Here is a 14,705-nt window from a genome sequence, read left to right on the forward strand (position 1 = left end):
CTTCACCTCAATCCAATCATTTTTCTATATCTTGCTCAATGTGTACTTCTATGTATACGTACGATGTACGCTCCGTCATATCTTGACCCAACCTTTATTTTACCATAGCCGTAAATCTCAAGTAAAATGCAGGCTATCTCAAGAACGTTTCACGTGGAACAACTTAGATCGTCTTGTACATGCAACTTTTCAGACAGCATGTTACAATTTTTTAGATTATTCTTAGCTATAAACCCTGAATTCAAGGTCAAAAGCTGTTAGAATAGAAACATCATCAATAAAAGTAAGAAGGAGAATTCACATGGGAAAAACACTCGTATTCGGACACAAAAACCCTGACACAGACACGATTTGCTCTGCTATCGCTTACGCTGATCTGAAAAACAAAATTGGCGTTCAAGCAGAAGCTGTCAGACTTGGAGAAATCAATGGAGAAACACAATACGCATTAGATTTCTTTAAACAAGAAGCACCTCGTTTCATTGAAACGGCTGCAAACGAAACAAAACAAGTCATTCTTGTCGATCATAACGAATTCCAACAAAGTGTAAGCGATATTGATCAAGTACAAGTGACAGAGGTCATTGACCATCACCGTATTGCCAACTTTGAAACAAGTGAACCTCTTTACTATCGTGCTGAGCCAGTTGGCTGCACAGCAACGATCTTAAACAAAATGTACAAAGAGCACCAAGTCACAATTGAAAAAGAAATCGCTGGTTTGCTTTTGTCTGCGATCATTTCTGATTCCTTGCTATTCAAATCCCCAACATGCACACAGCAGGATGTTGATGCTGCGCATGAGCTGGCAAAAATCGCAGGAGTAGACCCTGAAGTATATGGTTTAGATATGCTGAAAGCAGGAGCTGACCTAAGCCAAAAAACAGTTCAAGAATTAATCACACTGGATGCAAAAGAATTTGCACTAGGTAACAGCAAAGTCGAAATTGCACAAGTTAATACAGTTGATATTGCTGAAGTAACAGCAAGACAAGCTGACATCGAAGCAAAAATCAATGAAGTTATCGCAGCGAAAGGTCTTGATCTATTTGTTTTAGTGATCACAGACATTCTAGAAAATGACTCTCTTGCGCTTGCACTTGGTGCTGAAGCAGCAAAAGTAGAAAAAGCATTTAATGTCACACTTGAAAACAACACTGCTTTACTAAAAGGTGTTGTATCAAGAAAGAAACAAGTCGTGCCTGCACTAACAGACGCACTTTCTTCATAAACTCAAAAAGACTGCTGACATCTTCAGCAGTCTTTTTTCTTCTTTTAGTGAATGTACATATCGCTGACAAGAATATCCTTTAGCACGCTTGTTGGAATCGTGAATTCAACTACACCCATGTAACCAGGCGCCACATCATATTCGTTGAAGGAAATCACCAGTTTGCCTTTTGAATTGATATAGAAGCTTTGATCTGGCTGAATCTTCTTAAACGGATCAACCGTATCTTGCTTCGTCATCCAGTAAATCTTATTTGAATCCTCTTTCATCTGTTTCTTCATTTGTTCTTTAATATTTTCACTAATCACATCAATATAACGGTCATCTTTAAATAGACTTGGTAATGTAATGAGTACATGGTTTTTCTTATCCACCGTATCATATGTCATTTCCTCTGCCGCAGAAGCCTGAGTCGTCACCTTGTATCGACCTAGTGAAAGAATTTGATCATTATTTGTTCTTACTTCATATCCGCTCTCTACACTCAAATGACCATTTTTATAACCCTTTGTTTCCTTTTCAAAATCTTGATACAGCTTTTTGTTTTCAGCTAAATATTTTTGATTCAGGCTGTCTTGTAATTTTCCGTCCCCAAGCCCTGAAACGTGTGGTGTTTTGAGATCAATATTTGTTCCCTGATCGCTCTTTTTAAATTCTGTGAACGTCACGACTTTCACAAGCTCTCCAATGACGGGTACTTCTGAAATCGCTCTTGCTGCCTGCGGACTGACATTCACAGTTGTGACAAATAAAGCAGCCGCAGCAACAAGTCCGATCGTCCATTTCTGAAAATGAGGTTGCTTGTTTTTTCGTTTTAATGTCCGTTCAACCATAGCATCGTATTCCGGGGGAATAGGGATTTCTAGATATTCCTCTTTTAATTGCTCCAAATGCTTATCCATTTATATTTCCTCCTGCGATAATTCTACTTTTAAAAGCCGCAACGCCTTATATAATCTTGTTTTAATGGTGTTTTCATTTTCTCCAAGAATATGAGCAATGTCCTCTAGCTTTAAATCCTCAAAGAATCTTAATATAATGATGGCCCGATACATCTCCGGCAAATCTTCTATCGCCCGTCTGACATCTTGATCCTCATAGACATCCGATTCACCCTGCGATAAAAATTCAAGCGTGTCATCGTCTGTCACTTGCACACGCTTCTTCTTTCGTAAAAAGTCGAGGGCAGCGTTTACGACGATTTTATAAAACCAGCTATGCATCTTGGTCGCATCCTCTAATCGGTGAACAGATTTGAGTGCTTTATGAATCGCCTCTTGAACGACATCCATCGCATCTTCTGGGTTTTTGACATAGCTATAGGACAATCGATAAAAACTGTGTTTATGCTCCATTACGTAATCCGCAAATTGATCATCAATCTTTCGTTTCTTCATTTTACAAAGAGCTCCTTTATCTTAAATGCGCATCTGTTATTTCTTACATTGGATAGACGCGCACCTGTTAAAAATAGTTTGCGCTCCATTATTTTTTTAACATGTCATCCCATTTACGTTTCTATACAAAAAGAGCGAACCTGACAGGTTCACTCTTTTAAAGCCGTTATTTTTTGATAAACAAATGGTTTGAGTGGTGATAGCGGATGAATGATGGACACTCCTGTTTCCTGCTCCACCTGCTTTGCAGCGTGAACCATCGAGAGCTGCATCACACAAATATCTCCATGCTGCTGCTTCAAAGATTGCCTTAACTGTTCCATGATTCGCTCATGGTAGGCTTGTATATCACCGTTCAAGCAAAGATGAAAGACATCCTCTAGCACAACCACTTCTGCCTTCAACTGCTTTCCCCGCTCTTTTACATATGAAGACAGTCGCTTCATCGTTCCTTCTACTGTATCTGGGTTTGAAAACACTAGCTGAAGCGGACCCTCTCGCTCACAAATCTGCTCAAATAACGGCTCATCTATCGGAACAATTGGTTGTTTGAACAGGTGCTGCTGCTCCCCCAAAGCCGCAATGTATTGTGTACACGTTAATAAAACAAGATCAGCCTCTGCTTCTTGCATGAGTCTGTTGATCGCATAGGTTTGCTGCTGCTCAAGATCAAATGCGGGATCTTGTTTGGCTCGTTCCATAAATGATGAATCGACGATGTGATGCAGATCAAATCCTGTGTCATAGAAAGCGTCGTCAATGTAAGAAATATTAGATGGATGTGCGTGAAGGCAGTGTAATCGAATCATTAGGTCCGCTCCTCATAAAAGTTTTCACTCATTATATCAATCCTTGTATGAAATAGGGCGCAACATGACCATATTGTTAGGGAGATATTGAAGGAGGGATTCTACCTTGAAAGAAGATCAACAGCCTACATCATCTTCAGAGTCAGAAGAAACCTTGACGAATCGCCAAGGTCACCCGGTAACAGATAATCAAAACATGAGAACCGTTGGGAATAGAGGACCGACTACGCTTGAAAACTACGATTTCCTAGAGAAAATCAGTCATTTTGATCGTGAACGCATCCCTGAACGTGTCGTTCACGCACGAGGTACCGGCGCACACGGATACTTTGAAGCCTACGGTACATTCGGTGACGAACACATTTCCACTTATACAAGAGCCAAATTATTTCAAGAGAAAGGAAAAAAGACCCCTGTCTTCGTTCGATTCTCTTCTGTTATTCACGGCGGACATTCACCAGAAACTTTACGCGATCCGCGGGGATTTGCGATCAAATTTTATACAGAAGACGGCAACTGGGATCTCGTTGGGAACAACCTCAAAATTTTCTTTATTCGAGATGCTTTGAAATTCCCTGATTTGGTTCATGCCTTTAAGCCTGACCCTGTCACCAATCGTCAGGATGGTGAGCGCATTTTTGATTTCGTTTCACAATCACCTGAAGCAACACATATGGTGACATTTCTCTTCTCGCCATGGGGCATTCCTGCCACATACCGGCACATGCAAGGCTCTGGCGTCCATGCCTATAAATGGGTGAATCATGAAGGAAAAGCAGTACTGGTCAAATATCACTTTGAACCGAAGCAAGGGATTCGCAACCTGACACAAGAACAAGCCCAAGCCATTCAAGGGGAAAACTTTAATCATGCCACACAGGATTTATATGAAGCCATTGAACAAGGGGATCATCCTGAATGGGAAGTATACGCGCAAATCATGGAAGATGACACCCACCCCCATCTAGACTTTGATCCACTCGATCCGACAAAGCTCTGGTACAAGGATGACTATCCATGGAAACCAATCGGACGAATGGTGCTAAACAAAAATCCAGAAAATTATTTTGCAGAAGTGGAACAGGTTGCCTTTGGGACGGGGGTTCTTGTAGACGGATTAGATTTCTCAGATGATAAATTGCTGCAAGGACGTACCTTCTCATACTCTGATACGCAGCGATATCGTGTCGGGCCAAATTATTTACAGCTGCCGATCAATGCCCCGAAAAAGCATGTTGCCACCAATCAGCGAGATGGGCAAATGGAATATCATGTGGATCAAGGAAAAGGACAAAACCCCCATGTGAATTATGAACCGTCCATTCTCGGGGGATTAAAAGAAGCGCAGCAAGATGGAAAGGATCATACGCCTTTTGTAGAGGGTGAAGTCAAACGAGAAGCCATTGACCGCCCGAACAATTTCGGACAAGCGGGAGAAACCTATCGCCGCTTCAATGATTGGGAACGTGAGGAACTGATTAAAAACTTAGTCAACACCTTAGCTACCTGCCAAAAAGACATCCAAGACCAAATGATCGAAAACTTTACAAAAGCTGATCCTGACTACGGAAAACGTGTGGCCGATGGCTTAAAAGCCTTCAAACAAGAGGAGCCAAGCGGACCAATTGGATCAACAGGCGCGGCACAGGCTGTCAATGATGCGATCAACAACAGCACCCCTTCAGATCCTTATTAATGAAAAAAGAATGCAGCGGAGTGGCTGCATTCTTTTTGTATACATCTATTAAGCGTTTTGACCTTTTTTGATCCATTCTGCTACATTCACTGTACGTTTCGCCTGATGTTTTGCGGCTGCTTCTGCATCCTCTTGGATCTTTCCATTTTGGTCAACAGTCACACTCACACCGTAAGGGTTACCCCCTGCGCCGTATAGGGAATCATCCGTGTATCCAGGAGCGGCAATAATGGCTCCCCAGTGGAACATCGTTGTATACAGGCTCAGAACTGTCTGCTCCTGTCCGCCATTTGGGTTTTGTGCAGATGTCATCGCACTCACTGCTTTGTTTGCTAGTTTCCCTTGGAACCATAAACCGCCTGTTGTGTCTAAGAATTGTTTCATTTGAGCCGGTAAGTTACCGAAACGTGTCGGCATGCTGAAAATAATGGCATCCGCCCACTCTAAGTCACTTAACTGAACCTCAGGGACATCTTTTGTTTCATCTAAATGTGCTTTCCATGCTGGATTTGATGCAACAACTGCTTCTGGTGCCAATTCAGGAACTCTTAAAATTTTGACTTCAGCACCAGCTTCTTTCGCTCCAGCCTCAGCCCATTTTGCCATCTGATAGTTTGTACCTGTTGAACTATAATAAATAATCGCTAGTTTTACGTTTTCCATTTGTTCCATCTCCTTTTGTTTGGTTTGCCCAAATAGCTTCTGTAAAAATCCCACCTGTATTCCCCACCTTATTTAAATTGACGACGATACCACAATGCCGCAGCATCGACTTCTTCTCTCGTTAGCTGATGTCCACGATTTTCCCAATGAAGCGTTACGGAAGCTCCCGCCTCCTGAAGCAGTTGCTCTAGTTCCTGAGATTCCTCAGGGCGACACATTGGGTCATTTTCACCAGCTGCTATAAAGACTTGTTTCCCCGCTAATGAAGGTAATGAAACCCCTCGTCTTGGGACCATAGGATGATGCAGGATCGCTCCTTTCAGCGCATCTCCGTAATGGAATAACAGACTTCCAGCAATATTCGCCCCGTTTGAATAGCCGATGGCTACCACATTGTGACGATCAAATCCATACTTATCTGCTGCTTCCCCGATAAATGTATATAATTCCTCTGTACGCTCAATTAAATCTTGCTCATCAAAAACACCCTCTGCCAAACGCCTGAAAAAACGCGGCATGCCGTTTTCTGATACATTTCCTCTCACACTAAGAACAGATGCTTCAGGATCTACCACTTCTGCAAGCGGCAATAAGTCTTGCTCTGTCCCGCCAGTTCCATGCAGCATGAGAAGGACAGGTTTTTGTTCATTCTTTCCTTTTTGAAAAAGATGCTTCATCATGAATCTCCTTTCCCTTTGATTTCTCTTACCTCAATCGGCAGCACGATTTGTTCAATTTGACTACGCTGCGCCTCATATTGCGGTGGCAGTTTCAACGCTTCACCCATCGTTTCCACAGATTCATCGTGTGCAAACCCTGGAGGATCGGTCGCAATCTCAAATAATATGCCGCCAAGCTCTCTAAAATAAATCGCATTGAAATAATTTCGATCTTGCACAGGCGTCACTTGATATCCGCTTTGCGCCACATGTCTTTGCCAATCTAATTGATCCTGATCATCTGTTGCTCTCCACGCAATATGATGTACAACACCCACGCCCATACGTCCTCGTGCAACAGGTGTCTTGTTCACATCAATGACATTGCCGATTTCTCCAAACGAACGGAATCTCACATAATCTCCTTCAGTGCCGACTTTTTCAAGTCCCATCGTTTGCTCTAGCAGCTGCATCGTTTGCTCAGGCTGTGAAGTTAATAAAACAGCTCCACCAAATCCTTTAATCGCTACTTCTGGTGTTACCCCATTAAATGTCCAGTCATTCTGTTTTCCTTCTTCACGCTCTACAAGTTCTATCAATAAACCGTGCGGATCTTCAAAAGAGAGAAAGGCCTCACCAAAGCGTTCAATCATTTCATAAGAAACGTCAAACTGCTCAAGCCGTTCCTTCCAAAAAGAGAAGGCACCGGTCGGTACGACATATGTTGTCACACCTACTTGACCTGCTCCAATTTGTCCCTTTTGTGCACCTGGCCAAGGGAAAAACGTAATAATGGTACCTGGAGAACCTCCTTCATTTCCAAAATATAAATGGTATGTGCCTGGATCATCAAAATTGACGGTCTTTTTCACGAGACGCAGACCTAAAACACCTGCATAAAAATCAACGTTCTCCTGAGGATGACCAACAATTGCTGTGATATGGTGAATTCCTGCTGTTTTCTTCACTTCTAATGACCTCCTCTTCATGACGTAACATGTCCCTACTCATTATGTCTTGACTGACGCTTTTATATTATCTCGAATTCGAGATATATGACTAAAAAATATATTTATCTCGAATTAAGGATATTCCTTTTTGAAATAGATGTCAATGATTTTTGTTTTTTTCTTTTCAAAAGCAGGCCGCTTTGTTATAGCAGACCTGCTTTCCCTTGATTATTGAAGCAATTTTTTCTTTTTTAAATAGGCTTCGGTTACTTGGAATGCATCTTTCCCCTTCACATTGACTTCGTAATTCATTTCTCTCATCTCATCATCTGTGATTTGACCAGCAAGCTTGTTGAGAGAGGCCTCAATATCAGGATACTCTTTTAATGTCTCCTGTCTTAGCAAGGGCGCTCCTTGATAGGGCGGGAAAACATGCTTATCATCATCAAGCACCTTCAATTTGTATTGTCTCAATTCACTGTCTGTTGAATACGCATCGACCAACTGAATATTCCCTTTTTGAATGGCGCGATATCGAAGTTTCGGTTCCATCGTGACCACATCGTCAAAAGAAAACTGATAAGCTTTTTGAATGCCTAAATATCCATCCTGACGATCAGAAAACTCTAAAGTAAAGCCAGCACGTATACGATTCTTGATTTGACCCAGATCTGAAATCTTTGATAAATCATATTGATCCGCTAGTGATTGAGGCACGGCTAAAGCATATGTATTGTTATAAGCCATCGGCTGAAGAAGCTGAAGCTGAAAGGATGACGCCAAACCTTGGCGCGCTTGCTCATACACTTTTTCCTTATCCGTGCTTTTCGCTGTTTCTTTCAGAAATTCAGAAATCGCTGTCCCTGTAAATTCAGGATAGATGTCAATATCACCAGACCGCAGTGCTTGAAAAACAAAGGACGTCTTACCAAGACCAGGCTTAAGATTGACTTGGATATCTGTATCCTGCTCAATTAAAAGCTTATACATGGAGATCAAAATTTCAGGCTCTGACCCCAGCTTCCCTCCAATGGTGATCTCTTTCTTTTCTTGTTGAAACAGCAATGGGGCAGCGACAACTGCTCCTGCTATTACAGCAAAGACCGTCACAGAGATCACGGTTTTTTTAAAGGAGATTTTCTCAAGTGTCCGCAAAACCACATCAAATAAGAGCGCAAGTAATGCAGCTGGAATAGCTCCAATGATGATCAAAGACATATCATTTCGATCAATTCCAAGCAAAATCAGACTCCCTAATCCACCTGCCCCAATAAGAGCTGCAAGAGTGGCTGTCCCTACAATCAGGACCATCCCCGTTCGGATACCTGCCATGATCACCGGCATAGCAAGAGGGAGTTCTACTTTTAATAAGCGTTTGCGGTGATTCATTCCCATAGCGAGCGCCGCTTCTCGCAGCGACGGATCGACCTCACGAATGCCTGTATATGTGTTCCTTAAAATAGGAAGAAGAGCATAGACGACAAGAGCGATAATTGCGGGCACTTGACCAATCCCAACGAGAGGAATCAGCAGTCCAAGCAGCGCCAAAGACGGAATTGTCTGCAAGACAGCCGTCACCCCAATGATCCACTCTGCTATCTTAGGGACTCTCGTTAAATAAATCCCTAATGGAATGGCAATCAAAATCGCTAGAAATAACGCAATGAAGGAAATTTGAATATGCTCAAGTAAGGCGTGTCCGAGCTGATCTTTTCGAGCCCATAGCACACTGGTCCATTCATTCATGTGTCTCGCCCCTCTCAGCAGAAGTACCGGCTAAATACTGAATCACCGCTTGACGAGTGATGAGCCCGATCCGTTCCCCATCCTTTTCAACAACAAGCTCTTCATGCTCTGCCAGTCGAGATAGAACCTCTTCCAGCGTCGCATGGATGGAGACCGCCTCATCGCCTAACAGATCATCTTGAGGCATGGGCTGATAAATAGTTGTCAGCTCAAATGCTTGATGGTCTACATGACGGGCAGCTCCTGAAACAAACTCCCGCACAAATGGATTAACTGGATGCTGAATCAATTCCTCTGGGCGTCCAACCTGCACCACTTTTCCTTCATTCATCACACATATTCGATCTCCAAGCTTCATGGCTTCCTGCATATCATGTGTCACAAAAACGATGGTCTTTTGAATACGGCGCTGTAACTCAAGCAGATCATCTTGTAATTTCTCTCTCGTCAGTGGATCTAACGCACTAAAAGGTTCATCCATTAGGACAATCTCAGGATCAGCAGCAAGTGCCCGTGCTACGCCGACTCGCTGCTGCTGTCCTCCTGAAAGCTCTGCTGGCTTTCGATGTCGATAGGTAGAAGGCTCAAGCCCCACCATGAACATCAACTCATCAACACGCTGATTCGTCTCAGTCCGCTTCCATTGTTTCAGCTCTGGCACTACAGCAATATTCTCTTCTATGGTCATATGAGGGAACAACGCTATTTGCTGAAGCACATAACCAATATCCCAGCGCAGCTCATAAATATCATAATCGCTGATGGTTCGACCCTTTATGTAAATCTCACCTTCTGTAGAAGAGATGAGACGATTAATCATTTTCAAAGTCGTCGTTTTCCCGCTTCCACTAGGTCCAATCAATACAAAAAATTCACCTTTCTGAATCTCCAAATCAACAGATTGAACGGCATAGCGGTCATCAGAAAATTGCATCGATACATTCTTAAATTCAATCATCTTCCCACGCCCTGACTGCAAGTATATTTTAAAATACCAATATGACAGATTAACCTAGTATTTGTATAGAACAAACTGTCACGTTGACTCTCTTTTTACATACTTCCCCTAGTTAGACTGCCAGAAACGGCTTTCTCATAAAAGTGAGACAAATAAAAAAAGCGAAGAGCTCAAGGCCCTTCGCTTTTAAGTCAACGACTTACTCACCAGTAACGTATGGAAGTAATGCCATTTGACGTGATTTTTTAATCGCTAATGTCAATTTACGTTGATACTTAGCGCTAGTTCCTGTTACACGACGAGGTAAAATTTTACCACGCTCAGAAACAAACTTTCTAAGAAGATCAACATCTTTGTAATCGATGTGCGTGATTCCGTTAGAAGTAAAGAAACATACTTTACGACGTTTCGCACGACCGCCTCTGCGTCCACCTGCCATTTGTTTTCACACCTTTCCTTTGGTCATTTTTTTCAGATCAATTAGAATGGCAAATCATCATCGGAGATGTCAATCGGTTTACCATCATTCGCAAATGGGTCATCATTGAAGCTATTTCCCTGATTACGATTTTGGTTGTTTTGATTGCCATATGGATTTTGACTTGGTTCATTTCCAAATGGATTCTGATCATTTTGGCTACCGCCATAATACTGGCCTCCGCTATTGCCACCGCCGCTGTATCCACCTGAACCAGCACCGCCGCTTTTAGGCTCAAGAAATTGAACACTTTCAGCTTGAACTTCTGTCACGAAGACACGCTGTCCTTGCTGGTTTTCATAGTTTCTTGTCTGCAAGCGACCGTCTACACCGGCAAGACTTCCTTTTTTCAAGAAATTAGCCACGTTCTCGGCTTGTCTTCTCCAAGTAACACAGTTAATGAAATCGGCTTCACGCTCTCCAGATTGATTCGTAAACGTACGATTCACAGCTAGAGTAAACGTGGCTACAGCCGCACCATTAGGCGTGTAGCGAAGCTCAGGGTCTTTTGTTAGTCTTCCGACCAATACAACACGGTTTAGCATATTGAAAGACCACCTTTAAATATATATTTCAATGATTTATTCTTCTTCTTTAACAACAATGTGGCGAATGATATCGTCACTGATCTTAGCTAAGCGGTCAAATTCTTGAACTGCTGCAGCGTCAGATTGAACGTTTACGATTTGGTAGAAACCTTCACGGAAATCGTTGATTTCGTATGCAAGACGACGTTTACCCCAATCCTTTGTTCCAGTGATCTCCGCACCGTTAGAAGTTAACACGTTATTAAAACGGTCGATAACTGCTTTTTTAGCCTCATCGTCAACTGTTGGGCGGATGATGTACATAACTTCGTACTTTCTCATCTGATTGCACCTCCTTTTGGTCTAAGCGGCCCTATACGGGCAAGGAGCAATAAATTATATTACTCACAATTGTATATTATAACAAATTACTTTGCCTATGACAAGAACCTATACGTTAAAACGGAAATGAATGACGTCTCCATCTTTCACTATATATTCTTTACCTTCTAAACGAACTTTTCCTGCTTCTTTTGCAGCAGACATACTTCCGCCAGCTAGTAAATCTTCATAAGCAACCGTTTCAGCACGAATAAATCCACGCTCGAAGTCCGTATGAATGATTCCAGCACATTCCGGCGCCTTCATTCCTTTTTTAAATGTCCAAGCACGTACTTCTTGCTCACCTGCTGTGAAATACGTAGCTAAACCTAGAAGTGAATAAGACGCTTTAATCAACTGATCTAGACCTGATTCTTTAATGCCAAGCTCTTCAAGGAACATTTGCTTCTCTTCTCCTTCAAGCTCTGCAATTTCAGACTCAATCTTCGCACAAACGACGATGACTTCAGCGTTTTCGCCAGATGCAAACTCACGAATTTGCTGTACATATTCGTTTCCGTCCTGATCTGCTACTTCGTCCTCACTCACATTTGCTACATACAGAATAGGTTTTGACGTGAGTAAATGAAGTTGCTTCACAAGCTTCTGCTGCTCATCTGTAAATTCAACCGATCTTGCAGATTTTCCAGCTTCAAATGCGTCCTTCAGCTTTTCCAAAATATCAAATTCAGCTACCGCTTCCTTATCTTTTTGTTTCGCAAGCTTACTCACACGAGTTAAACGCTTTTCAACCGTTTCTAGATCAGCCAAAATCAATTCTAAATTAATCGTTTCAATATCTGACACTGGGTCAACCTTACCTGACACATGTGTAATGTTATCATCAGCAAATGCTCTCACCACGTGACAGATTGCATCTACTTGACGAATGTGAGAAAGGAATTTATTCCCTAAACCTTCTCCTTTAGATGCACCTTTCACAATACCAGCAATATCAGTGAATTCGAAAGCAGTCGGAACTGTCTTTTTTGGCTGCACTAATTCTGTCAGTTTTTGCAAACGCTCGTCTGGAACTTCTACAATTCCGACGTTTGGATCAATGGTACAGAACGGATAGTTAGCAGACTCCGCTCCAGCCTGTGTAATTGCATTAAATAGCGTTGACTTCCCGACGTTAGGTAAGCCAACAATACCAGCTGTTAAAGCCATTCTTTCATCTCCTCTATATGAAACGTGCTCGTTATACTGCGTAATATGAACCTAGAGCAATTATAAGTAGGTTTACATGAAAAGACAAGCTAACCATCATGCATTTTCAATAGAAGAAACATTACCAAAAAGACTAAATCGGAGCTTTAAAATGAGAAATTGCAGCTGTTTCTCTGAACAAAAGACAAATTTCATCAAAAAAGCATGAGGCCTACTTAAGCAGTTGGCTCCTCATGCTTGACGAGAATTTTCTTCATTTTTCGTTCAAAATCTCTTCTTGGGATCATCACGCTGTGCCCGCACCCTTCGCATTTAATACGAATATCCATGCCCAAACGAATAACTTTCCACCGATTGGCACCACATGGATGGGGTTTTTTCATTTCAACGACGTCATGTAACCCAAATGCTTTGTCTGCCATCAGCATTCACCTCTCTTGCTCACTTCATTAAATCTATTGTACAAAAAAATGCCGATGGAGAGCAATGCACAAAATAAAGAGCCGCTGTCATGTATCAATCCCGTTCTTTTTTATAGAAAAAACCCTTCTTTTAGATCATTTTATTTGTGACCAATAGTTACTTAAACTCCGCTTTTTTTCAATATTGTCACAAACACTGTAGGTCAAAAGGTTTTTATTGGTAGAACGCTGTGGTTTTTCCATATTTTTTGATTTATGATATCTGCATAAATGTTATGTGAGGGAGCAGGTACGATGGTCAATCGAAAGGATAGATTAACCGACAAAGATTATAAAATCATATCCGATCACGCTGGAAACGCAGAGAATTACCAGCAGAACCATACGATAGAAGTAGGTCAGCATACGCTCACTGTCAACGATTTTCTAAAAATAGATCATCAATTATATGGTTTAACGATGCAGCAGGAACAGTCAGATGAGTTCATTGTCGCGTTTCACTGTCCTCTGCCAAAACAAATGACGGTGACATCGACACAAGATGTTCAAACGGCTACCCAATCATTGTTAAAAACGGATTATGCCTACCCCATTGAAAGAAAATCCTTAGCCGGGAAACAAGATCATGTCTTTTTTAAAGGGAAGGAATACATCGAGGACGTCTGTCAGAAGCACCCGAATGCAACCATCTATCTCACTGGACAAGCGCTTGCCGGTGCTGTTTGTGCTTACATTGCGACAGAACAGCCAGCTGTCAAAAAAGCCATCACATTCGATAGCCCAAATATATGGAGCAGCCTGGCACCTTCCATTCAGCAAAAAGCAGTAGAAGGAAAATATACCCATGTTCTCACGGAATATATTCAACCCAATCATTATGTAGGTTTACTCAATCGCCATGATCATGGAGTTGGACAAGTCAAGTACACCGTACCACCCCGGGAGCAGGGATCGGTCCAAGAATCCATAAAATATAAACCAAGAGAAATTGACACCTTTTTAAGATCAGCTTTTGCATCAATGAATATAGAGTGGAACGAATCATTTGATACAAATGCATTTTTAGCTCTCGTTTCAGGAGAATTCAAAGTAAATGGGTATTCATTCCATTCGAATGGAACCGCTCGTATTTTAGATGAACAGCTTGATCACAATACAAGTTTTACAGCGATGCTTTTACAAGAAATCCATTCAGGCCGTGCATATGCACAAAGCGGGCTTGAAATTATCATAAAATCCCATTTACTAAAAAATTCATCATATGATCTACAAAGTATTATTGAACATGAAGTACACACTGTATTTGAGAAAATAGATGGAATTGATGATAGTGTAAAAGATGCCGTCCATCATGTAAAACAAGAACTGAAAGGACTTGTCGGCTTCGGTCACTATGATTTATTAACCCATAGCGATGTAGAAGCACTGTTAGAGGAAGTAAGGATGGAGCAGCCGCAATCAACCTTTTATTCTCATGAAAAACAACTGAATGCCTTGTACACCTTGAGAGACTACGAACAAGAACTTTCCACCCTTTCAAGACATATGTACACAATGGGTGATGACTATGCCAAGGCAGATAGACGCCTTGCGATGCAAATGGGTATTCGTTAAGAAA

The 14,705-nt window shown here is 41.8% G+C and carries 16 protein-coding genes; 3 read left to right on the forward strand and 13 right to left on the reverse strand.

Annotation, left to right across the window (positions count from 1 at the left end; translation table 11 throughout):
• Positions 1–301: 301 nt before the first annotated feature.
• Entirely contained in the window at positions 302–1,231 is a 930-nt protein-coding gene (locus BA79_RS16975; protein WP_008347534.1) for a manganese-dependent inorganic pyrophosphatase, read from the forward strand.
• Between the two features lie 44 nt (positions 1,232–1,275).
• Here BA79_RS16975 and rsiV read toward each other — a convergent pair whose 3' ends face one another.
• From rsiV to BA79_RS16990, 3 genes are all read right to left on the reverse strand, one after another.
• Complete coding sequence (rsiV, locus tag BA79_RS16980; RefSeq protein ID WP_017368457.1) at positions 1,276–2,133, reverse strand: anti-sigma-V factor RsiV; 858 nt, start codon at positions 2,131–2,133, stop codon at positions 1,276–1,278.
• Positions 2,134–2,628, reverse strand: a complete 495-nt coding sequence (gene sigV, locus BA79_RS16985; RefSeq protein ID WP_035704097.1) for an RNA polymerase sigma factor SigV — start codon at positions 2,626–2,628, stop codon at positions 2,134–2,136. It abuts the gene before it with no gap.
• Positions 2,629–2,777: 149 nt separating this feature from the next.
• On the reverse strand, positions 2,778–3,437 hold the full coding sequence (locus BA79_RS16990; RefSeq protein WP_035704099.1) for a hypothetical protein: 660 nt from the start codon (positions 3,435–3,437) through the stop codon (positions 2,778–2,780).
• Positions 3,438–3,633: 196 nt separating this feature from the next.
• Here BA79_RS16990 and katX point away from each other — a divergent pair, with 196 nt between their 5' ends.
• Complete coding sequence (gene katX / locus BA79_RS16995; RefSeq protein ID WP_235629406.1) at positions 3,634–5,133, forward strand: catalase KatX; 1,500 nt, start codon at positions 3,634–3,636, stop codon at positions 5,131–5,133.
• Positions 5,134–5,181: 48 nt separating this feature from the next.
• Here the strand turns inward: katX and wrbA are convergent, their stop codons facing one another.
• The 10 genes from wrbA to BA79_RS17045 all read right to left on the reverse strand — a co-directional run bounded on the left by wrbA (position 5,182) and on the right by BA79_RS17045 (position 13,087).
• Positions 5,182–5,796, reverse strand: coding sequence for an NAD(P)H:quinone oxidoreductase (wrbA, locus tag BA79_RS17000; RefSeq protein WP_205630560.1), 615 nt, complete (start codon positions 5,794–5,796; stop codon positions 5,182–5,184).
• A 68-nt stretch (positions 5,797–5,864) separates the two neighbouring features.
• The gene (locus BA79_RS17005) at positions 5,865–6,476 is read right to left on the reverse strand and encodes an alpha/beta hydrolase (RefSeq protein WP_024718443.1); all 612 of its coding nucleotides are present in this window, start codon (positions 6,474–6,476) and stop codon (positions 5,865–5,867) included.
• Positions 6,473–7,444 (reverse strand): ring-cleaving dioxygenase, encoded by a 972-nt coding sequence (locus BA79_RS17010; RefSeq protein WP_171814646.1) that lies wholly within the window; start codon positions 7,442–7,444, stop codon positions 6,473–6,475. Before BA79_RS17010 ends, BA79_RS17005 begins: the two co-directional genes overlap by 4 nt.
• 189 nt (positions 7,445–7,633) lie before the next feature.
• Positions 7,634–9,151: an ABC transporter permease/substrate-binding protein gene (locus BA79_RS17015; RefSeq protein WP_035704105.1), complete on the reverse strand. Its 1,518-nt coding sequence runs from the start codon at positions 9,149–9,151 to the stop codon at positions 7,634–7,636.
• Complete coding sequence (locus tag BA79_RS17020) at positions 9,144–10,109, reverse strand: ABC transporter ATP-binding protein (RefSeq protein ID WP_035704107.1); 966 nt, start codon at positions 10,107–10,109, stop codon at positions 9,144–9,146. Before BA79_RS17020 ends, BA79_RS17015 begins: the two co-directional genes overlap by 8 nt.
• Positions 10,110–10,308: 199 nt before the next feature.
• Positions 10,309–10,548: a 30S ribosomal protein S18 gene (rpsR, locus tag BA79_RS17025; protein WP_008347556.1), complete on the reverse strand. Its 240-nt coding sequence runs from the start codon at positions 10,546–10,548 to the stop codon at positions 10,309–10,311.
• A 41-nt stretch (positions 10,549–10,589) separates the two neighbouring features.
• Positions 10,590–11,132: a single-stranded DNA-binding protein SsbA gene (gene ssbA / locus BA79_RS17030; RefSeq protein ID WP_007497456.1), complete on the reverse strand. Its 543-nt coding sequence runs from the start codon at positions 11,130–11,132 to the stop codon at positions 10,590–10,592.
• 36 nt (positions 11,133–11,168) lie between these two features.
• Positions 11,169–11,456 (reverse strand): 30S ribosomal protein S6, encoded by a 288-nt coding sequence (gene rpsF, locus BA79_RS17035; protein ID WP_008347557.1) that lies wholly within the window; start codon positions 11,454–11,456, stop codon positions 11,169–11,171.
• Positions 11,457–11,564: 108 nt separating this feature from the next.
• Positions 11,565–12,665, reverse strand: coding sequence for a redox-regulated ATPase YchF (gene ychF / locus BA79_RS17040; protein ID WP_007497458.1), 1,101 nt, complete (start codon positions 12,663–12,665; stop codon positions 11,565–11,567).
• A gap of 215 nt (positions 12,666–12,880) precedes the next feature.
• On the reverse strand, positions 12,881–13,087 hold the full coding sequence (locus BA79_RS17045) for a DUF951 domain-containing protein (protein WP_008347561.1): 207 nt from the start codon (positions 13,085–13,087) through the stop codon (positions 12,881–12,883).
• Between the two features lie 294 nt (positions 13,088–13,381).
• On the opposite strand from BA79_RS17045, the gene BA79_RS17050 reads away from it, so the two are divergent.
• The gene (locus BA79_RS17050) at positions 13,382–14,701 is read left to right on the forward strand and encodes a phage hydrolase (RefSeq protein ID WP_035704112.1); all 1,320 of its coding nucleotides are present in this window, start codon (positions 13,382–13,384) and stop codon (positions 14,699–14,701) included.
• The last annotated feature ends 4 nt before the right edge of the window (positions 14,702–14,705 follow it).

The sequence above is a fragment of the Bacillus altitudinis 41KF2b genome (assembly GCF_000691145.1).
GTDB classification, from domain to species: Bacteria; Bacillota; Bacilli; order Bacillales; family Bacillaceae; genus Bacillus; species Bacillus altitudinis.

Coding starts and splice junctions, on each gene's coding strand:
- BA79_RS16975 (WP_008347534.1), top strand. CDS start 302: ATGGGAAAAACACTCGTATTCGGACACAAAAACCCTGACACAGACACG.
- rsiV (WP_017368457.1), bottom strand. CDS start 2,133: ATGGATAAGCATTTGGAGCAATTAAAAGAGGAATATCTAGAAATCCCT.
- sigV (WP_035704097.1), bottom strand. CDS start 2,628: ATGAAGAAACGAAAGATTGATGATCAATTTGCGGATTACGTAATGGAG.
- BA79_RS16990 (WP_035704099.1), bottom strand. CDS start 3,437: ATGATTCGATTACACTGCCTTCACGCACATCCATCTAATATTTCTTAC.
- katX (WP_235629406.1), top strand. CDS start 3,634: ATGAGAACCGTTGGGAATAGAGGACCGACTACGCTTGAAAACTACGAT.
- wrbA (WP_205630560.1), bottom strand. CDS start 5,796: ATGGAAAACGTAAAACTAGCGATTATTTATTATAGTTCAACAGGTACA.
- BA79_RS17005 (WP_024718443.1), bottom strand. CDS start 6,476: ATGATGAAGCATCTTTTTCAAAAAGGAAAGAATGAACAAAAACCTGTC.
- BA79_RS17010 (WP_171814646.1), bottom strand. CDS start 7,444: ATGAAGAGGAGGTCATTAGAAGTGAAGAAAACAGCAGGAATTCACCAT.
- BA79_RS17015 (WP_035704105.1), bottom strand. CDS start 9,151: ATGAATGAATGGACCAGTGTGCTATGGGCTCGAAAAGATCAGCTCGGA.
- BA79_RS17020 (WP_035704107.1), bottom strand. CDS start 10,109: ATGATTGAATTTAAGAATGTATCGATGCAATTTTCTGATGACCGCTAT.
- rpsR (WP_008347556.1), bottom strand. CDS start 10,548: ATGGCAGGTGGACGCAGAGGCGGTCGTGCGAAACGTCGTAAAGTATGT.
- ssbA (WP_007497456.1), bottom strand. CDS start 11,132: ATGCTAAACCGTGTTGTATTGGTCGGAAGACTAACAAAAGACCCTGAG.
- rpsF (WP_008347557.1), bottom strand. CDS start 11,456: ATGAGAAAGTACGAAGTTATGTACATCATCCGCCCAACAGTTGACGAT.
- ychF (WP_007497458.1), bottom strand. CDS start 12,665: ATGGCTTTAACAGCTGGTATTGTTGGCTTACCTAACGTCGGGAAGTCA.
- BA79_RS17045 (WP_008347561.1), bottom strand. CDS start 13,087: ATGGCAGACAAAGCATTTGGGTTACATGACGTCGTTGAAATGAAAAAA.
- BA79_RS17050 (WP_035704112.1), top strand. CDS start 13,382: ATGGTCAATCGAAAGGATAGATTAACCGACAAAGATTATAAAATCATA.